The 18923-nt window shown below is 68.6% G+C and carries 15 protein-coding genes; 3 read left to right on the top strand and 12 right to left on the bottom strand.

The window, feature by feature from the left end:
* Positions 1 to 1212, top strand: coding sequence for a glycosyltransferase family 4 protein (locus ACIA12_RS02900; RefSeq protein ID WP_396365100.1), 1212 nt, complete (start codon positions 1 to 3; stop codon positions 1210 to 1212).
* On the opposite strand, the gene ACIA12_RS02895 is transcribed toward ACIA12_RS02900, so the two are convergent.
* The 10 genes from ACIA12_RS02895 to ACIA12_RS02850 form a co-directional block, all read right to left on the bottom strand.
* Positions 1168 to 2178 carry a hypothetical protein gene (locus ACIA12_RS02895; protein ID WP_396365099.1) on the bottom strand — a complete coding sequence of 337 codons (1011 nt, stop codon included), beginning with the start codon at positions 2176 to 2178 and terminating at the stop codon, positions 1168 to 1170. The two genes, ACIA12_RS02900 and ACIA12_RS02895, sit on opposite strands and share 45 nt — an antisense overlap.
* Positions 2165 to 3547 carry a hypothetical protein gene (locus ACIA12_RS02890; RefSeq protein ID WP_396365098.1) on the bottom strand — a complete coding sequence of 461 codons (1383 nt, stop codon included), beginning with the start codon at positions 3545 to 3547 and terminating at the stop codon, positions 2165 to 2167. The genes ACIA12_RS02895 and ACIA12_RS02890 overlap by 14 nt, the downstream gene beginning before the upstream one ends.
* Positions 3544 to 5073 carry a hypothetical protein gene (locus ACIA12_RS02885; RefSeq protein ID WP_396365097.1) on the bottom strand — a complete coding sequence of 510 codons (1530 nt, stop codon included), beginning with the start codon at positions 5071 to 5073 and terminating at the stop codon, positions 3544 to 3546. The genes ACIA12_RS02890 and ACIA12_RS02885 overlap by 4 nt, the downstream gene beginning before the upstream one ends.
* Complete coding sequence (gene murJ, locus ACIA12_RS02880) at positions 5070 to 6776, bottom strand: murein biosynthesis integral membrane protein MurJ (RefSeq protein WP_396365096.1); 1707 nt, start codon at positions 6774 to 6776, stop codon at positions 5070 to 5072. The genes ACIA12_RS02885 and murJ overlap by 4 nt, the downstream gene beginning before the upstream one ends.
* Positions 6773 to 7372 (bottom strand): sugar transferase, encoded by a 600-nt coding sequence (locus tag ACIA12_RS02875; RefSeq protein WP_396365095.1) that lies wholly within the window; start codon positions 7370 to 7372, stop codon positions 6773 to 6775. The genes murJ and ACIA12_RS02875 overlap by 4 nt, the downstream gene beginning before the upstream one ends.
* An 83-nt stretch (positions 7373 to 7455) precedes the next feature.
* The gene (locus ACIA12_RS02870) at positions 7456 to 8151 is read right to left on the bottom strand and encodes an acyltransferase (RefSeq protein ID WP_396365094.1); all 696 of its coding nucleotides are present in this window, start codon (positions 8149 to 8151) and stop codon (positions 7456 to 7458) included.
* A complete protein-coding gene (locus ACIA12_RS02865; RefSeq protein ID WP_396365093.1) occupies positions 8148 to 9314 on the bottom strand; it encodes a DegT/DnrJ/EryC1/StrS family aminotransferase in 1167 nt (388 codons plus the stop codon). Before ACIA12_RS02865 ends, ACIA12_RS02870 begins: the two co-directional genes overlap by 4 nt.
* A complete protein-coding gene (locus ACIA12_RS02860) occupies positions 9311 to 10378 on the bottom strand; it encodes a Gfo/Idh/MocA family protein (protein WP_396365092.1) in 1068 nt (355 codons plus the stop codon). Before ACIA12_RS02860 ends, ACIA12_RS02865 begins: the two co-directional genes overlap by 4 nt.
* A gap of 477 nt (positions 10379 to 10855) precedes the next feature.
* Positions 10856 to 12295, bottom strand: coding sequence for a replication-associated recombination protein A (locus ACIA12_RS02855; RefSeq protein WP_396365091.1), 1440 nt, complete (start codon positions 12293 to 12295; stop codon positions 10856 to 10858).
* A 144-nt stretch (positions 12296 to 12439) separates the two neighbouring features.
* The gene (locus ACIA12_RS02850; protein ID WP_396365090.1) at positions 12440 to 12652 is read right to left on the bottom strand and encodes a hypothetical protein; all 213 of its coding nucleotides are present in this window, start codon (positions 12650 to 12652) and stop codon (positions 12440 to 12442) included.
* 134 nt (positions 12653 to 12786) lie between these two features.
* Between ACIA12_RS02850 and ACIA12_RS02845 the strand changes: the two genes are divergently transcribed.
* Positions 12787 to 14028 (top strand): MFS transporter, encoded by a 1242-nt coding sequence (locus tag ACIA12_RS02845; RefSeq protein ID WP_396365089.1) that lies wholly within the window; start codon positions 12787 to 12789, stop codon positions 14026 to 14028.
* Between the two features lie 298 nt (positions 14029 to 14326).
* Positions 14327 to 15517, top strand: a complete 1191-nt coding sequence (locus ACIA12_RS02840) for a diguanylate cyclase (protein WP_396365088.1) — start codon at positions 14327 to 14329, stop codon at positions 15515 to 15517.
* A 58-nt stretch (positions 15518 to 15575) separates the two neighbouring features.
* On the opposite strand, the gene secA2 is transcribed toward ACIA12_RS02840, so the two are convergent.
* Together secA2 and ACIA12_RS02830 are read right to left on the bottom strand one after the other, a co-directional pair.
* A complete protein-coding gene (gene secA2 / locus ACIA12_RS02835) occupies positions 15576 to 18056 on the bottom strand; it encodes an accessory Sec system translocase SecA2 (protein ID WP_396365087.1) in 2481 nt (826 codons plus the stop codon).
* A 60-nt stretch (positions 18057 to 18116) separates the two neighbouring features.
* Positions 18117 to 18914: a GNAT family N-acetyltransferase gene (locus tag ACIA12_RS02830; RefSeq protein ID WP_396365086.1), complete on the bottom strand. Its 798-nt coding sequence runs from the start codon at positions 18912 to 18914 to the stop codon at positions 18117 to 18119.
* Between the last annotated feature and the right edge of the window lie 9 nt (positions 18915 to 18923).

Below are 18923 nucleotides of genomic sequence, written 5' to 3'. Positions count from 1 at the left end.
ATGCCGAAGCCGTTGCATGTCGCAGTGATCGTCGAGAACGTCGCGCTGGGCGTCGACACCCGGTTGCGCAAGCAGGTGGACGATCTCATCGAGGCCGGGGTCCAGCTGTCGGTCATCACCATGCGGGACGACGACAACGCCCGCTACCGCGACGTACCAGGGCTGACGGTCTTCGAGTACCCGGCACCCAAGCAGCCGTCCGGGCCGGTCGGGTATGTCGGCGAGTACCTGCAGTCCTTCGCCTGGGCGAGCTGGTACCTGACCAAGCTCCGGTTGCGCGGGCGGATCGACGTACTGCAGATCTGCCAGCCGCCGGACATCTACTTCCCGCTGGCCTGGGTGCTGCGCTGGGCCGGTACCCGCATCCTGGTCGACCAGCGCGATCTGATGCCCGAGCTCCTCGGCAGCCGGTACGACGAGCCGCCGAAGCTGATGCTCAAGGCGATGCACTGGCTGGAGCGGCGTACCCAGCGGGTCGCCCACCACAGCCTGACAGTGAACTCCTACCTGAAGAACCGCATGGTGGAAGCCGGTGCCAAGCCGGACGCGATCTCCCTTGTCTACAACGGCCCTGTGTTGGCTCGTACGGCGCTGGCCGTGCCTGAGCCAAGTCTGCACGGCGAGCACCGCTACCTGGTCGCCTGGGCCGGGAAGATGGGCCGCCAGGACCGGGTGGACCTGACGATCGACGTGGCCCAGCACGTGATCCGCGAGCTCGGCCGGGAGGACGTCGGCTTCGTCCTGCTCGGCGACGGCGAGTGTGTCGAAGAGCTGCAGCAGTCGGTCCGGGACCGTGGGCTCGAGCGGTGGATCACCTTCCCTGGCTGGATTCCCGAGAAGGACCTGTTCAGCTACCTGGCCACCGCGGACCTCGGCATCGACTGCAGCCTGCAGGTCGAGGTGTCGCCGGTGAAGGTGATGGAGTACATGGCTCAGGGTCTGCCGGTCGTCTGCTTCGACCTGCAGGAGAGCAAACTGCTCGCGGACGGTGCGGGCGTCTTCACTCCGGCAGGCGACATCCCGGCGCTCGCTGCCAAGGTGGTCGAGCTGCTGGACGACCCGACCACCCGCAAGCAGCTCGGCGACACCGGGCGGCAGCTGATCACGGACAAGCTGTCCTGGGAGCGGCAGACGCCGATCTACCTGAAGGCGATCGGCTGGGAGCCGTCAGTTGTTGCTACCGCAGCGGCGGAGCCAGGAGCAGACGCCTGACGGTGAGGCCCAGGTCCTGTGGAGCCAGGGCCTGTCTTGCATCGTCTTGTAGACCAGTGCGGTGTAGTCGTCGGCAGGCTTGGTGTGCCAGGCGCCCGCGAACCAGGCGCCCACACAGCCGTCCAGGCGCTTGGCCGGGTCGACCGGGTTGTCCTTGCCCGTCAGCCACCAAGCCCAGCCCTCGAGGCAACCACGGATGTACGCGCCGTAGTAGTCGAGTGCGAAGGCGGTCGAGTCACGGTTGAAGGGGAAGGTCCCGTTCTGGTTGCCGGCCATCTGCCCCCAGGCCGGGTCCTGCCACGACATCACGCCGATGATCGAGAACGTCTTCGGGCACAAGTTCTGCCCGTAGTCACGCTGGTAGTCGTAGCCGGCAGCCTTGATCTCGTTGCAGTACTCGCCTGAGGCCGCTGTCGGCTTGGGGAACAGGTCACCACAGCCACGCTTCTCGACGCAGGCGCCAGAGGGGTACAGGTCCTTCTGGTACCAGGTGGACTCGGTCAGGGCCACGGCGCGAACCAGGTTGTCGGCCAGCCCCCACTTGCAGGCTGCCCATTGGATGTTCTCGTCGGTGGTACCGGTGTGGTGGCCGGTGACCCGGGCGAGTCCGAGGCTGTCCCAGCGGGTGTCGTACGCCTCTGCGGGAGTAGCGCGCGGCCGGGCAGCCAGTGAGGCGTGCACCTGCTCTACTGGCGGCATCGTCTGGTTGGGCTTGCTGTTGCCCGGTCGGGGCTCCCACTCCGACCGGTGCACACGGTCGGCGCACTCAGCCTCGGTGGGCAGCTGGGCAAACGATCCTGCGGGCAGGGTCTGCCAATAGCCCTCCGCTGCCGGCGGATCGTCGCCCGGGCTGTGCAACCCGGGTAGTGCGAAATACACGCCGGCCAGCGTCACCACGGCGATGATCCCCCGTACTACGCGCCGCTGGAACCGGCCCTCCAGACGCATCCGGTCAGTGCCCGACATGTTCGGACTTGGCGACCGTGCCGTCGCCTACCGGGCCACCTTCGCCCCGTGCGCTCCCCTGCCCGCTGTGGTGCTCGTGGGACGCCGGCACCGTCTTGCGCTGGAACCGCCGCGAGCGCGGGGTGTTCGTCACGCAGCCGATGAGATTGCCACCGACACCGGTGAGGGCGGAGACCGCCTCGACCGCCGTCGTGCGCGAACCGCGCTGGCCGTCGACGACGAGCAGGGTGAAGTCGGTCCGGCCGGCCAGCACGGCCGATTCGGTCGCCCCGATCGCGGTCGGCGCGTCGACGATCACGAACGAGTGCTTCGACAGGGCCTGCAGCAACAACTCGAGGTCCTCGACGTTGAACCACCCGCCCACCCGCGGCGTCCCACCGGGCAGCACCCGCAGGTTGACGAACTCGGTCGACTGCACGGACCGCTCGAGCTTGCCCGAATCAGCCAGTACGTCGGTCAGGCCCGGCGTCAGCGGAAGCCCGAAGAGCAGGTGCAGATCCGGGTGCCGCAGGTCGCCGCCGATCAGCACGACCTCCTTGCCGGTGGCCGCCATCGCGATCGCCAGCTGCGCGGCCACGGTGGTCTTGCCGGCGCCCTGCGACGGGCTGGTGATCATCAGCGAGGCGCCCTTGCCACGCGTGGTCAGCGTGGTCAGGTGCGCCGCCAGATAGCCGAAGACCTCGCGTTCCGGGGTCGATGGGCCGATCCGCGGAGCCAGCGGGAACTCCTGCTTGACGACCGGGATCTGGGCGAGCACGTCCAGGCCGGTCTGCCGCTTGACGTCGGCAGCGCCCCGGAGCCGGCCGCGGACGCGGTCCCAGACGAAGGCGAAGCCGATGCCCAGCATCAGGCCGAGCACCAGGCCCAGGCCGAGGATCAGCGGCAGGTTCGCCGCCTCCGGCTCGGTCGGCACCGTGGCCGGCGAGATGACCTCGGCGAGCTTCGCCGACCGGCCCTTGTTGCGGTAGTCGACGTAGGCGTCGGTGAACGCGGCCGCACCGGCCAGCGCCCGCGAGCGGTTCTCCGACGAGTACTTGAACTGCAGGACCTGAGCGTCGACCGGCACGGAGACCGAGAGCGACTTGGTGGCCTCGGTGACACCGATGCCCATCGCCTTGGCCGCTGCGGCCGAGACGAGACCGGAGTTCGCCACCTCGCGCTCGGTGCCCATGTCAGGCGCAACGGTGCCGCCACCACGGGCAGCATCCGGATAGACGACGACCTGGGCGGCACCGACGTACATCTTCGGCCTGGACATCACCGTGCCGGCGGCTGCCGCCGTGGTGAGCATCGTGATCAGGATGATCACCCACAGGTAGCTGCGGACGATCCCCCGTGACTTCGCCGTGCGATGCGTCGATCGGCTCATCTGTCCACTCCCGTGAGTGTGTCTGCAGATCTCATCATCGCTCCCCGTTGCGAGTTTTCGACAGTATCTTCCGATTCTTGTGCCTGAGCTGTATCCGGCGGATCCTTGCCGACCGCCGCCAGCGCCAGCAGCGCGAACAGCAGGTCGGCGGTACCGCGGTAGGTCAGATGCGGGTCGAAGTTCATCAGCGCGATGATCACCACGACCGCGGTGAGGGCGCCGACCGCCGCGACGGCGCTCCAATCCGTCAGGTCCCGGCAGCGCAGCCACAGCTCCTTGATGGAGACCCGGCAGAACCACACGTAGGCCGCGAACAGGGGGATCCCGCCACCCCACAGCAACCAGGTGTAGCCGCTCTCGATCCATACGTAACCGGTGCCCTGGGTCAGCACCACGACCCGGGCCGATGGCCGCACGCCGAAGAGCACGTTCGAACCGTGGAACAGGTCCGGCCAGAAATAGGTCTGCAGGTTGTACCAGCGCACGATCCAGCTGTTCGGCAGGCCCTGGGCGGACTGGAACCCCTCCAGCCGGTGCGTGACGGCGGGCCAGGCCGCGATCACCGCGACCGACAGCCCGACGGGCGCGTACTTGAGCAGATCGAGCCGGCGCAGCGCGAACGCGATGCAGATGACCGCGACCACCAGGCCGAGCACGCTGGAGAACTCGCCGGCGGCGAAGGTGCCGATCACGAAGACCAGGCAGGCGATCACCAGCAGGGCGATCTGACGGCGGCTCTTCCACAGCATCGCCACGGCGATCGCCAGGTTGAAGATCAGCACGTCAGCAGTTGCCGCCGGCAACGAGAGCGTCGAGCTGCCGCGCGGGATCTCCAGCTGCGCCTCGAACCCGAACGGCACCCAGTACGTCATCAGCAGCGCCCGGACCCCCAGCACGTCGAGCGTCTGCAGGATGGCGAGCCCGCCGAGGATCACGGCCGACAACACCGACGCCCACAGGCAGAACCAGACCTGGCGCTGGGTGTGGACAGTCCCCCGGACGATCGCGTAGACGCCCAGGAACTTCCACAGCACCAGCGCGTAGGTGATGTCGTCGGCTGAGATGTCCTTGCCCTGCAGGAACATCCAGGCCAGCGGGGTGATCGACGTGGTGATGGCGATCGCGATCAGGGACGCCTCGATGCGGCTCACTCGCAGGCGCAGCGCAGTACCGGGCCGGTACTGGACGAAGAACCTCAGGGTCAGCAGGCCGGCGAAGAAGACGGCCAGCGCCTCGTTGGGGCGCAGTACCGGCACGATGCGGCCGCGGTCGATGCCGGCCACCAGCGGAGTCAGGAAGATGATCAGGTACGCCGCTACCGCGGGCTTGCGCCAGATCACGATGGAAAGGCCGATCACTGCGGCCACTGCGAGAGCTGCCATCGCCGAGACGGCCACCAGCGCGCCGAGCAGGACCGGGAGGCAGACGCCTGCCACCACCAGGCCGACGAGGTCCGGACGCAGCCGACGGGCCCGGTCAGTCGCCTGACCGGACCCCAACAGCACACTCGGGGCGGCGACCGTCATCCGGTCTCCACCACCGTTGTCTTGCCACGATTCCGCAGTCCTGAGGTCAGCCAGGCGAACTCCGGCGAGCGCAGCAGGAGCTGGATGACGGCGTACACGATCACACCGACCGCAGCGCCGGTGACCAAGGCAAGGGCCTGCCCGGGCCTGCCGCCCAGATGCGAACTGATCAGTTGTGCGCTGAAGTACGCCGGGATGGCCATCACGATCGACCCGAAGGCGATCCGGCCCAGCGACCCCCACAGCTCCCGCCGCTGCCAGCCCCTGCTCATCCGCAGGAACAGGTGTGCGCCGCCGATGACCGCTCCGATGGCGTACGCGCCGCCGATCGCCGGTACCAGCAGCCTGGCCGGGGCGAAGGCGGCCACGGCGCAGAGGGTCAGGCAGAAGGCTGCCTGCACGCCCATGGAGACCAGTGGCGTCCTGGTGTCGCCACGGGCGTAGGAAGCCTGCGTGGTCACGTAGAAGGTGGTCTCCCCCACCAGCCCGAGCGCCAGCGCGGCCAGCCCCAGGGCGATCATCCGCAGACCCTCGGGCGAGGCCATCTGGCCCGCCGCGATGGTGTGCGCGATCGGGTCGGCCAGTACGACGAAGCCGACCGCCGCGGGGATCGCCATGAACAAGGCCAGCCCCAACCCCTCGATGAACGTGCTGGTGAATTCACCCGTCGAGTCGCTCTGGTGCAGCCGCGAGAGCCTCGGCAGGAGCGCCAGGGCGACCGGGGTGGCAGCAAGCGCGATCGGCAGATAGTAGAAGTTCAATGCCATCTGTATTGCGACAGTACCGCCTGCGACCCGGTTCGAGACCAGTAGCAACGCCAGGAGCTGCACGGCGAGCAACCCGGCCTGAGTCACCGAGCGCAACGCCTTGCGAATCGTGACAAGCACCTCTGGGTCGCGCCAGCCGGCCCGCGGGCGCAGGAGCACCCCTGCCCGGCGCGCACCCCACCACTGGATCGCCGCATGGGCAGCCACGGCACCAGTCGAGCCGAGGCCGAGCAAAAGCACTTCACCGGTCGACTGAGCGCCCAGCTCCCTCCCAGTGCCGTAGATCATTCCGACGAGGACCAGCACGAGGATGATGCCGAGGTTCTCGACCAGTGGTGCCGCGGCGGCCAGGGCGAAGCGGCGATGCGCGTACATGACGGCGGTAGCGGAGCCGACTACGGCGTACAGGAAGACCTGCGGGATGGTGAGCAGGATCAGCAGCCGGGTGACGCCGATCTGGCCGCTGTCTCTCGTCACCTCGCTGAGCCCGACGCCACCGAGTGAAGTGACACGCAGGAGTTCGGGGAGCAGCAGTACGGCGATCGGCGCGAGCAGTCCCAGCAGGACGAGGGCGATGCCGAGGAAGCCTCCGGCGACGCGTGCGCTGTCCTTGGGACGGTGGTTGTCGATGTGCTGGACCAGTGCGGGCACCAGGAGCGACACGAACAGCGAGCCGGCCAGGAAGCCGTAGTAGATGAGGTTCGGCAGCGAGTTGGTCAGCTGGTAGGTGTTGCCGAGGAACGTCGGGCCGAGGACGGCACCGATCACCACGACCCGGATGACACCGGTACCACGGCTCAGAGCCGTCCAGGCACCGACAGTGACCAAGTCCCGTGCAGTACCGGACGCGCTGGTCAGGTCCTCGCGCAGTTCGTCGCCGGAACCGGCAATCGGCTCCAGCGACGTGACCTGCTCGCTCTGATCGGCCGTTGTCAACGCGCTCCCCCGAGCAAGGCAGGGATGGTCTTGAAGATGATCCGGAGGTCCAGCCGGACGCTCCTGGTGGAGACGTACTCGAGGTCCCAGCGCAGGCCCTCGTCCATCGTCAACTGGTTGCGGCCGTTCACCTGCCACAGCCCGGTCAGCCCAGGCTTGACCTGGAACCGGTCGAAGGCCCAGTCCGGGAACAGCTCGGCCTCGAAGGGCAGTACCGGCCGCGGGCCGACCAGCGACATCTCGCCGCGCAGTACGTTGAGCAGCTGCGGCAGCTCGTCGAGGCTGGTCTTGCGGAGGAACTTGCCCGGCTTGGTGATCCGCGGGTCCTGGTGCAGCTTGTACAGGCCGTCGACCTTCTCGACCTCACCCGCCGCCAGCGCCCGGACGTACTCCTGGTGGACCTTGGGATCCGCATCGGTCCGCATGGTGCGGAACTTGTACATGACGAACTCGCGCTGGCCCGCGCCGAGCCGGACCTGACGGAACAGGCCGGGTCCCGGGCTGGTCAGCCGGATCCACAGGTAGATCCCGAGCAGGATCGGCATAGCCAGCACCATCCCGGTGAAAGCAAGGATCAGGTCGAGTGACCTTTTCACCAGCCCCACCGGAATGATGCGGCTCACTCCGCGGACGGGAATAGGCCGGGTTACGGGGGTTGCCCGGCTACCGCGGAGGAGACTCATCCTGCTACCTCCATCGTGACACTCACGCCAAGCCCCGTCTTCTCCCCAGCCGTACTGCCGGCCGAACCGTTGGAGAATCGGTAGCGTGAAGCGGACGCGTCATCGGGCTGGACTCGCGCGCTGATGTCCTCCAGCTCGCCGACCAGACCGCGGACGCGGGCCGGGTTTCCGAAGGCGACCGTTCCGGCGGGCAGGTCGCGGGTGACGACCGAGCCCGCTCCGACCAGGCAGTTCGCCCCGATCCGGACGAACGGCAGCACGGTGACGTTGACGCCGAGCTGGGCGCCGGCCCCGATCGACGGGCCGGACATCACCTCGGCCGACTCGGCCCGGCCGGGGTACAGGTCGTTCGCGATGGTGACACCGGGCGCGAGGAACGCACCCGGCCCGATCTCGGTGTACTGCGCGACGTAGCAGTTCGTGTGGATCTTGACCCCGGCGCCGATCCGGCAGCCGTAGTCGATCACCGAGTTGCTCCAGACCGACACGTCGTCGGCGATCTCGCACTGCTCCCGGACCACCACGTGGTGGCCGGTCTCGAACCGGTCGCCGATCCGCGATCCGGCGTACAGGATCGTGCCGCTGCGCAGTCGCGCGCCGTCGCCGAGCACCAGCTCCTGATCGGCCACCCGCGCCGCGGGATAGCCGATCTGGACACCCGGGTCGGCGTTCACCGTCGGGTGCGTGGTCATCGGTCCAGCTCCGCCAGTACGGCGTTCAGTCCCTCGGCGACCCGGCGGGCGTCGTCGGTGGACAGATGCGGGAACATCGGCAGCGACAGTTGACGATCGGCGGCCGCCTCGGCGACCGGCAGCGGCCCGTCGGCGTACTGCGCGTAGGGCCCCATCACGTGACACGGAACGGGATAGTGGATCCCCGTGCCGATCCCGCGCTCCTGCAGGAGTTCACGGACCCGGTCGCGCTGGTCCACCTGGACGACGGCCAGGTGATGCACACCCTCGCCGTCCTCGAGCTGCTCGACCAGCTTCGCCCGGGCCGGATCGATCAGCTCCCGGTACGTCGCCATCAGCGCGCGCCGCTGCTGGTTCCACTCGTCGAGGTGCCGCAGCTTCGCCGACAGCACCACAGCCTGTACGCCGTCGAGCCGGCTGTTCATGCCGAGTACTCCGTGCGAGTAGTGCCCGCCCTCGCTCTGCATCCGGCCGTGGTCGCGGATCGACAGCATCAACTGGGTCAGCTCGGCATCCGAGGTGACGACCGCCCCCGCGTCGCCGAAGGCGCCGAGGTTCTTGCCCGGGTAGAAGCTGAAGCAGCCGACCTTGCCGAACGAGCCGGCCTTGCGGCCGTTCCAGGTCGCGCCCTGGGCCTGCGCGGCGTCCTCGATCAGGATCAGCCCGAGCTCGTCACAGATCTGCGTGATCGCGGTCATGTCGGGCAGCTGACCGTAGAGGTGGACCACCGCGACCGCCTTGGTGGCGGGCGTGACGGCGGCCTTGATCGTCTCCGGGGTGAGCAGCAGCGTGCCGTCGTCGACATCCGCGAACCGCGGCACGGCGCCGGCCAGGATGACCGCCTCCGCCGTTGCCACGAAGGTGTTCGCGGGCACGATCACCTCGTCGCCCGGACCGATGCCCAAGGCACGGATCGCCAGGTGCAGGGCGTCGGTGCCGTTGGCAACACCGACCGCGAAGTCGGTACCGCAGTACTCGGCCCACTCCTGCTCGAAGGCCGCGACCGCCTTACCGCCGACGTACTGGCCGTTGCTCAGCAACTCGTCCCAGCCCGCGCGCACCTCCTCGGCGACCTCCCGGGTCGCGCCCGAGATGTCCAGGAAGGGCACAGGTTCGGAAGACCGTACCGGCTCGGGCCGGCCGGTCGGAGTACCGGTGCTCACCGCAGCCCACCGACCGCTTGCTGGCTTGCGCGCACCTCTTCGATCAGCACCTCGCGACCCTCGCGGGCCGAGATCTGCGCTGCCTCGAGTACCTCGACCACGGCCAGGCCGTTGGCACCGCTGGTCAGCGGGGTCAGCCCGGTCAGGATGCAGTCGACGAAGTGCTCGTCCTCGACCATCAGCGGCTCGTTCATCACCAGGTGAGGAGACACCACATCGCCGTACCGGTAGGACATCGGCGGCTGAGTCAGGTCGTCGCCGAGCTGGGGTCCCTGCGAGACACCCTTGTCGTGGACCTTGATCCGCTCCTCCGACGCGAGGTCGTTGAAGATGACCATCTTCTGGCTGCCGACCATGGTGACCCGGCGGACCTTGCACGGGTCCAGCCAGCTGACGTGCACGTTGGCCGTCACGTCCGGTTCCTTGTAGTGCAGCCGCAGGTAGCCGACGTCCTCGAGCTTGCTGTTCGCGTGGTGCGACGACCAGCACTGCACGCTCACCGGCGTTGCCCCGAGCACGTAGTTGAGGATCGACACGTCGTGCGGCGCCAGGTCGAACAGCACGTTGCAGTCGTGCTGGTAGAGACCGAGGTTCAGCCGCGCGGTGTCCAGGTAGTACAGGTCGCCGAGCTCCTTCTTCTGCACCATCTCGCGCAGCTGCCAGACCGCCGAGTGGTACTCGAAGGTGTGGCCGACCATCAGCACCACGCCGGCCGCCTCGGCGGCCGCGATCATCTCGCGGGCGTCGGCCGCGTTGGTCGCCAGCGGCTTCTCCACCATCACGTGCACGCCGGCCGCGATCGCCTTCAGCGCCAGCGGTTTGTGCGTGCTCGGCGGCGTCGCGATGATGACGGCGTCCAGGTGCGGGATCGCCTCGTCCAGATCCTTGTACGCCTCCAGCGCCGGATAGTTGCGGGACAACTGCAGTGCGCGATCCGGGTTCGGGTCGATCACCGCGATGGTGCCGACCGACTCGAGTGAGTGCAGCACCCGGATGTGCTTGGAACCCCAGTAACCACAGCCGACCACGCCTACGCGCAGGCCAGTAACATTCGTCATTGCCATCGCCGGAAAACCCCCATAGTGAGACCCACCCCTGACCCTGCAACCAGCGGTGCCTCTCAGCCCCCGCTGACCCCCTGACCGACCCCCCGGCCAGCAAATGTCGATTGAACCGACAACGAAACAATAGGCCGACTTTCAGACCACGTACAGGCCTTCGCCGGAGCGCCTCTTGTGAACTCGCTGGGTAATCGGACGACTCCAGAGAATCACAGTCCAACGGGGAGCCGCAAGAGCCAGAAGGCTCGACTTCTGGGGAGTTTCTCACTGTTCACCAGGACTTGGGCCGGAAATCCTTTACCTTGCTCACGGCCCGGCCGGCCCGCGCCGAAGTGGCGGCGATCCGGCGCCGACGGCAAAAATTCGGCACCACCGGGTCTCGTTGCCGATCGGGCCCGGGCAATTGTTCCGGCCCGGATAAATCGCCGGGTTTATCGGGGCGAAATACAGCCGGTATTCCCGGTGAAATTGCCGGGTATTTCAGCGCTTCCGGAGGATCTCCCGGATCTTGGCCAGCGCCTCGGCGTACGCCGCCTCGCCGCCGCGCCGGGTCGGCTGGTAGTAGTCCACCTTGTCGACCACGTCCGGCGCGTACTGCTGGCCGACCACGCCGCGCGGATCGTTGTGGGAGTACTGGTACGACGAGCCGTGGCCGATCTTCTTGGCGCCGGCGTAGTGCGCGTCGCGCAGGTGCGCCGGCACCGGGCCGACCTTTCCCGCTCTGACGTCGGCGATCGCGGCGTCGATGGCCAGGATGACGGCATTGGATTTCGGCGCGAGGGCGAGGGCGACGACGGCCTGGGCCAGATTGATCCTTGCCTCCGGCATCCCGATCAACTGCACCGCTTCGGCGGCCGCGACGGCGACGCCGAGCGCGGTCGGATCGCCCATCCCGATGTCCTCGCTGGCGGAGATGACGAGGCGGCGGGCGATGAACCGGGGATCCTCGCCGGCCTCGATCATCCGGGCCAGGTAGTGCATCGCGGCGTCGACGTCGGAGCCGCGGATCGACTTGATCAGCGCGGAGGCGACGTCGTAGTGCTGGTCACCGGCCCGGTCGTACCGGACAGCGGCCCGGTCGACGGCGGTCTCCAGCGTCTTGAGATCGATCAGCATCGGCAGTTCGCCGCCCGTCTCGGCGGTCCTGCCCTCGTCGCTCTTGCCCGCGGAGGTGTTGCCGGCGGCCCGTTTCTCGGCGGCTCTGGCTTTCGCGCCTCCCGCGGCTGCCTCCAGGTACGTGAGCGCCCGGCGAGCATCGCCACCGGCCATCCGGAGAAGGTGATCCTTGGCATCGTCGGCTAGCTCGAACTCGCCGTTCAGCCCGCGCTCGTCGGTGAGAGCCCTGTCGAGCAGTACGGCGATGTCGTCGTCGGTGAGTGACTCGAGGGTGAGCAGCAGCGAGCGGGACAGCAGCGGCGAGATGACCGAGAAGAACGGGTTCTCGGTGGTCGCCGCGACCAGCGTCACCCAGCGGTTCTCGACGCCCGGCAGCAACGCGTCCTGCTGAGCCTTCGTGAACCGGTGGACCTCGTCGATGAACAGCACGGTCTCGACGGTGTCGGCCCGGGTCAGGTCACGCCGGGCGGCGTCGATCACCTGCCGGACCTCCTTCACCCCCGCGGTGACCGCCGACAGCTCCACGAACTTCCGGTTGGTGGCGTGCGACACCACCGCCGCGATGGTGGTCTTCCCGGTCCCGGGCGGCCCCCACAACAGCAACGACATCGGCTGGTCCCCCTCGACCAGCCGCCGCAACGGCGACCCAGGACTCAGCAGATGTTGCTGGCCGACCAACTCGTCCAGACTGCGCGGCCGCATCCGGACCGCCAACGGCGCCGAGGTGTGATCGGCGTCGGCCAGACTCCCACCCCCACGACTGGAAGCAGGCAGGCCTGGCAACTCGAACAACCCATCACTCACACTCCGACCCTAACCGCCCCCACCGACAGCCCACGAACCACGGCCGTCAGACGGCGAAGGGCCAGACCTCCGGTACCGGCGAGCCCGCTGGCGGACTGGCTCCACGGCCGGGAACTGACCCTCACACCTTCCAGGCGGCGCGGCTCAGGTTCTCTCCCGGTACCGGCACCGGCGCCTGATTCGGCGTGGCCTCGGGCTGCAGCTGATCAAGCGATCGAGTGCCTCCTCGTCCCCCTGCTCGGTCGCCAACGGCGCCGGCACGGTGACGATCGCCCACAACGCGCGCAACCGCCGCGCGAGCTCCGGCTCCGCGCCCTCAGCCCCCGCCCGCCACCGCGCCATTTCGTCTTCTCCCATGTGTCCCCAGTTCTCCCCTGCCCGGTGTATCGCTGGAGAGGGCGACAACGTTTCACGGCCGCCGGGCTTCGAACGGATAACGGCTCACCGCTACCGCCAGCCGACGCCCCTCGACCCTGGGTAACTTGACCAGCATGGCCCGCCCCCATGAACCCAGTACCACCGATCCTGCCGACCGGCCGGCGACCTATCGCGACGTCTTCGCGGTGGCCGAGTTCCGGTGGTTGTGGGGAGCGCTGCTGGGTTCGGTGATCGGGGACCAGCTGGCCCGGGTGGCGCTCGCGGTCCTGGTGTTCGACCGGACCGGATCGGCCGGCCTGTCCGCGCTGACCTATGCGCTCACGCTGCTGCCCGACATCGCCGGCGGCCCGCTCCTGTCCGGGCTCGCCGACCGGTACTCCCGTCGTTCGGTGATGGTCGGCTGCGACGTCGCGCGGGCCGGCCTGGTCGGGCTGATGGCGATTCCCGGCACCTCGCTGTTGATCCTGTGCGTGCTGCTGGTCGCCGTACAGTTGCTCGCGGCACCTTTCCAGTCGGCCCGGATCGCGTCGATGGCCACCATCATGACCGGCGACAGCTACCCGGCGGCCATGGGCGTTTCGGCGATCACCCTGCAGCTCGCCCAGCTCGCCGGCTTCGTCGCCGGTGGCACGATCGTCGCCGGGCTCGGTGCGAGTCAGGCATTGACCATCAACGCGATCTCGTTCGCCGTGTCGGCGGTGATCCTGCGGTTCGGCATCAAGGAACGCCCGGCCCCGGCCGGTGCCGAGCGGGCCGCCAAGCCGAGCTGGTGGGGTTCGTTGTCCGCCGGTGCGCGGCTCGTCTGGGAGAACCGGAGGCTGCGGTACCTGACCGCGCTGATCTGCCTGCCCGGCTTCTACATCTCCGTCGAAGGACTGGCGACGCCGTACGCCGCGACGCTCGGCGGCGGCGCGGTCGCGGTCGGCGTGCTCTTCGCGGCGAACCCCGCCGGGTACGTCCTCGGCGTCTGGGGTTTCGGGCGGCTGGCCCCATCAAGGCGACTGGCCTTGATGGGGCCGCTCGCGATCGGTGCGTCGGCCCCGCTGATCGCGTGCGTCGTCTCGCCCGGGCTGTGGGTGACCGTGGGCCTGTGGATGCTGTCCGGCGCGTGCTCGTCGTACCTGATCACTGCTCAGACCACGTTCGTGAAGGATGTTCCTGACGCGCAGCGCGGTCAGGTGATCGGTCTGGCCCGCACTGCGCTCACGGTTTCTCAGGGGGTCGGGATTCTGGCCGCCGGCGTCGCCGCCGACAGCGTCCGGCCGGCCTTGGTCGTGGCCGGCGCAGGTGTGCTGGGTGTCCTCTTCGCGGCCGGCGCTGCTCGCGGCTACGGGCGGGCCGATCCGCCTGGTTGACCGGGTGCCCGAGGTCCTCTGGGTTTACGGCCATTCGTGTACGCGCATCTGGACCCACCTCCTCCTGGACTAACGGTCCGCCTACCGTCGGCCCCACTGGTGGCCCCTCCGGCGATGACAATGGGTTACTTCGCGTTTACTCTGTTACACGAGGACCAGTGGGGCTGGGGGAACTGTTATGTCGAGTATCAGGTACTGGAGACCAAAGCGCAGGCGTAGGCGCGAGACTGACACGGCTTCTTCATGGGCGCCTGCCCGCTGGGCGCTGTGGTCCGCACCCAAGCCTGTTCTCTGCTACGTGCTGGCCATCGACTTGCTCGCGCTCGTCGTCCTGGCCGTGTCCTTGCGCGATCTCTCGATCAGCGGCGACGACTGGATCAGGTTCGGGGTGCTCGCCCTCGGCTCGGCGACCCAGACCGAGGCTGGGCGGGAGATCGAGCGGCTCCGCTGGACCGCCGCGGAAGGCGCCACCTACGCGAACCTGAAGTCGATGTGGATCTTCGCGGCCGTGCTTGTGCTGCCACCGCTGCTCGCGATCGGGATCACCGCGCTGAGCTTCCTGCACTCGGGGCTCCGGCTGCGACGCACCGCGCCCCACCGATCCATCTTCTCCGCTGCCAGCGTGGTCGTCGGCTCGGCCGCGGCATCGGTGAGTCTGGCTGCCGTCAACCCGGCCGGCCACCCTGGCTACGAGGGCGGATTCATCGGGCTGATCGCGGTGGTCGTCGCCGCCGTGGCGTTCTGGTTCGTCAACTACGCCCTGGTCGTCGGCGCGATCCTGCTGTCCAACCCGGAGACCAATGCCCGCAAGGTGCTCGGCCGGTCGTCGGACCACCTGGTGGTCTTCGGCGCCCTCGGGCTCGGCGTCGCCAACGGCGCACTGCTGATGGAGCAGCCGTGGCTGACCGTCGTGCTGCTCATCACCGTGCTCGGCCTGCACCGGGCGTTGCTCGTCGGGCAGTTCCAGTTCGCTGCCCGGACCGACTCGCAGACGGGGCTCGCGAACGCCGTCTTCTGGCACGAGCTGGCCGGCAAGGAGCTCGAGCGCGCACAGCACGGTGAGACCTCGCTCGGCGTGCTCTACCTGGACCTGGACCACTTCAAGCTCGTCAACGACACTTACGGGCACCTGGCCGGGGACCAGGTCCTGAAGGTCGTTGCGAACGAGCTGAAGGACGACGTCCGGACCGACGATCTGGTCGGCCGGCTCGGTGGCGAGGAGTTCGCGATCCTGCTGCCGAACACCAGCGCCGAGGAGACCAGCCAGGCGGCCGAACGGATCCGGCGACGGATCTCCAGGATCACCGCCAATGTCACCACTGCCCGCGGCCAGACCACGGTCGAAGGTCTCACCTGTTCGATCGGCGCGGCCAGCTACCCCGCCGCGGGCAGCACGCTCGACGAGCTGCTGCTGGCCGCCGACACGGCGACCTACGCCGCCAAGAACGGCGGCCGCAACCAGGTCGTCACCGCCCCAGCCATGAGCTGACAACAGGACAGCCACCACAGAATCTCTGTGATGGCTGTCCGACGACTGCTGCCGGAGCTCAGTCCTTGGTGTCCGGCTTCTTGTCCTCGGTGTCCTCGTGGGCCTCGCGGAGTTCTTCCGGGAGGTCGTCGGCGAGGTCCTCGTCGTCGAGGTCGCGGAGTTCCTCGGGGAGGTCGTCCTCGTCGAAGGTCTCGGCGGGGATCTCTTCGGACTGGCCTTCGGATTCGGGCTTGATGGCGTTGCGCAGGCGGCCGAGGATCCGGTCCGCTTCGGTGCCGAAGGGGTTGTCGTTGACCAGGTAGGTCCAGGTGGCGGTCGGGCGCGGGACGCCGGAGGCTTCCTCGTCCAGTCCGTCGGCGGTGATCTCGGCTTCCTTGAAGGTCTCCGCCGCCTCGGTCCACGCGTCGGCGATCAAGGTGTCGAAGGACGCGATCGCGGACTTGTTGAACTCGTCGATCGGCTTCATGTGCACGATGCCACCGGCCAGCGAGCGGAGGTGGATGCCCTCGCGCAGGTCGGCCAGGTAGGCGAGGTGGTCGGTCCACTTGCGGTCCAGGTGGTGCAACGCGATCTTCCGCGCGGCCGCCTTGACGGTGTCCTCGTCGAGCTCCTCGACCAGTTCGTCGTACCGCTCCTTGGCCCGCTCGGCCAGCTCCTCGGCGGCCAGGTCCTCGGTCAGCACCTTCTCGCGGGTGTCGAGCAGGATCGACCGCTGCTGGCCGGTGAGCCGGTGGTACGACCACGTCGTGCGGTGCAGCTCCGCGTTCGCGCCGTCGGCGACCCGCTGCGCGTGCTCCAGCATGCCGATCGCCTTGCGGTCGGTCAGCCGGCCGTCGGCATCCGGCGACGGCCGCAGGCCCGACGTCACGGAGTACCGGGTGACGAGTTCGTCGGCGAGGCTGGCGAAGAACAGCGAGCCGCCCGGGTCACCCTGGCGTCCGGCGCGGCCGCGCAGCTGGTCGTCCAGCCGGCGCGACGCGTGCAGGCCGGTGCCGATGACGTAGAGCCCGCCCAGCTCGACCGCGCGGTCCTTGTCGTGCGACTCGTCGCGGCCACCGAGCCGGATGTCGGTACCGCGGCCGGCCATCTGCGTCGACACGGTGACCGTCCCCGGCACACCTGCCTCGGCGATGATCGCGGCTTCCTCGGCGTCGTTCTTGGCGTTCAGCACGACGTGCGGGATCTCGGCTGCCTCGAGCTGGTCGCTCAGCTGCTCGGACTCCTCGACGCTGTGCGTCCCGATCAGGATCGGCCGGCCGGTCTCGTGGACCTCGCCGATGTGCTCGACCAGCGCCTTGTTCTTCTGGGCGACGGTCAGGTACAGCCGGTCCGGTTCGTCGACGCGGATGTTCGGCTTGTTCGGCGGCACGACCGCCACCTCGACGTTGTAGAACTCCTGCAGCTGCTCGCCGACGACGACCGCGGTACCGGTCATACCGCACAGCGTCGGGTAGCTGCTGACCAGCGCCTGCACGGTGATGCTGTCGAGCACCTCTCCGGAGTCGCTGACCGGGACTGCTTCCTTTGCCTCGACCGCCGCCTGCAGACCGTCGGGCCAGCGCTGGAGCTTCGCGATCCGGCCACGGTTGTTGTTGATCAGGCTGACCTTGCCGTCGCGGACCAGGTAGTCGACGTCGCGACGCAGCAGCACCTCGGCGTGCAGCGCGACGTTGATCTGGGTCAGCCGGTCGAGGTTCTCGTCCTCGTACAGGTTGATGTCGCCGAGCGCGGCCTCGACCTTGTCCGTGCCCTTGTCGGTCAGCGCGACCGTCCGGCCGTCGCCGTCGATCTCGTAGTCGATCCCGGCGCGCAGCGTGCGGACCAGCGCGACCACGTCGTCGTCGAGCTCCTCGGTCCGGGTCGCGCCGGCCAGGATCAGCGGTACCCGGGCCTCGTCGATCAGCACCGAGTCGGCCTCGTCGACCAGCGCCACGTCGGGCTTGACCGTGACCCGGTCCGCCACGTCGTCGACCAGCCGGTCACGCAGTACGTCGAAGCCCAGCTCGCTCACCGGCGCGTAGCAGACGTCGGCCTGGTACGCCGTACGCCGCTCCTCAGGTGTCGAGGCCTGCCCGATGTGGCTGACCGTCACGCCGAGCAGCTCGTAGATCGGGCCCATCCACTCCGAGTCGCGCTGGGCCAGGTAGTCGTTGACCGCCATCACCTGGACCCGCCGGCCGCCGATCGCGTACCCGGCGGCCGCGAACGCACCAGCCAGCGTCTTGCCCTCACCGGTCGCCATCTCGACGATCCGGCCCTGCAGCAGCGCCAGCGCGCCGACGATCTGGCCGTCGAAGGCCCGCTCGCCGATCGCCCGGAGCCCGGCCTCCCGGGCGAGCGCGAGGAACTCGATCTGGTCGCCCTCGTCCAGACCACCGGTGGTCCGCATCTCGGTGACGACCTCGGTGAGTTCCTCGTCGGTCAGGTCCTTGAGCGACTCCTCCGCCTCGCTGACCGCGGCGGTCAGCTTCTCGTACGGGCCGAGGTCGATCGAGCCGGGGCGCTGCAGCAGCCGGCGAAAGCGCGAGGTGAGTTTCATGGCCATGATCTCCGCAACGTACAGCCTGCCGAGGTCGTTCCGCTCACCGGGTTGGGCGTGTCAGGGCTTCCATTCGTACCCGGTGGTGATCGCGGCCGCGTGCAGGCCGAGTTTCTGCAGGATCGGCCGGGAGTCCTCCGACGCGTCGACCCGCAGGAACTCGTACCCGCGCTCCTTGGCGATCTTCGCCCGGTGCACCAGGATCGCGCTGTACAGCCCCTGCCGGCGCCACTCGGGCAGCGTCCCGCCACCCCACAGGCTCGCGAAGCCGGTCTCCGGGTGGAACCGGATCCACGCCGCTGTCAGCGCCGGGCCCTCGGGACCGCGCAAGGCATCCTCGATCAGCGTGACGACCAGCCGCTCGGGGAACATCCGGTGCTCGGCTGCCAGCCGCTCCTCGATCCGCTCCAGTCCCATGTGCCACAGCGAGTCCATCAAGACCGCGATCCGGTGGAAGTCGGCTGGTTCCGTCACGTCCCGCATCCGCAGCTTCGAGGGCAGCGCCGACGGCCGGGCCAGGATCGCGTCCACCTCGCCGAGGATCAGCGTCTCCGGTTTCGCCGCGACGAACCCGGCGCGGACCAGCCGCTCCCCCAGGTCCGCGGGCTCGTCGTACGCGTAGGTCTTCCACTCGAACTCCAGCCCGCGCTCGCGGAAGAACTCGATCTGCGCCGCGATCACCGCGTCCGGGTCGTCACCGAGCCCGCGCGGCGTCTCGACGAAGCCGCCGCCACCCGCGCCTTCGAGATACGAGCGGTGCACGAGCCCGTCCAGCTCCTGCTTCCAGCCCGGGATGGTGTCCGCATCGGGCAACCGGATCCGGCGGTGGAAAACCTCTAACAGCTCATCAGGTGTCATCGCCGCCCA

This window comes from Kribbella sp. NPDC051620 (assembly GCF_044453825.1).
Lineage (GTDB): Bacteria > Actinomycetota > Actinomycetes > Propionibacteriales > Kribbellaceae > Kribbella.
Note: the sequence above shows the minus strand (reverse complement) of the source record. Positions and strands in the feature narration are given on the sequence as shown.

Bases quoted from the DNA above. Each gene is read 5' to 3' on its own strand.
- ACIA12_RS02830 (WP_396365086.1), bottom strand. From the start codon at position 18,914: ATGACACCTGATGAGCTGTTAGAGGTTTTCCACCGCCGGATCCGGTTG.
- ACIA12_RS02890 (WP_396365098.1), bottom strand. From the start codon at position 3,547: ATGAGCCGATCGACGCATCGCACGGCGAAGTCACGGGGGATCGTCCGC.
- ACIA12_RS02845 (WP_396365089.1), top strand. From the start codon at position 12,787: ATGGCCCGCCCCCATGAACCCAGTACCACCGATCCTGCCGACCGGCCG.
- ACIA12_RS02895 (WP_396365099.1), bottom strand. From the start codon at position 2,178: ATGTCGGGCACTGACCGGATGCGTCTGGAGGGCCGGTTCCAGCGGCGC.
- ACIA12_RS02860 (WP_396365092.1), bottom strand. From the start codon at position 10,378: ATGGCAATGACGAATGTTACTGGCCTGCGCGTAGGCGTGGTCGGCTGT.
- ACIA12_RS02885 (WP_396365097.1), bottom strand. From the start codon at position 5,073: ATGACGGTCGCCGCCCCGAGTGTGCTGTTGGGGTCCGGTCAGGCGACT.
- secA2 (WP_396365087.1), bottom strand. From the start codon at position 18,056: ATGAAACTCACCTCGCGCTTTCGCCGGCTGCTGCAGCGCCCCGGCTCG.
- ACIA12_RS02870 (WP_396365094.1), bottom strand. From the start codon at position 8,151: ATGACCACGCACCCGACGGTGAACGCCGACCCGGGTGTCCAGATCGGC.
- ACIA12_RS02900 (WP_396365100.1), top strand. From the start codon at position 1: ATGCCGAAGCCGTTGCATGTCGCAGTGATCGTCGAGAACGTCGCGCTG.
- ACIA12_RS02850 (WP_396365090.1), bottom strand. From the start codon at position 12,652: ATGGGAGAAGACGAAATGGCGCGGTGGCGGGCGGGGGCTGAGGGCGCG.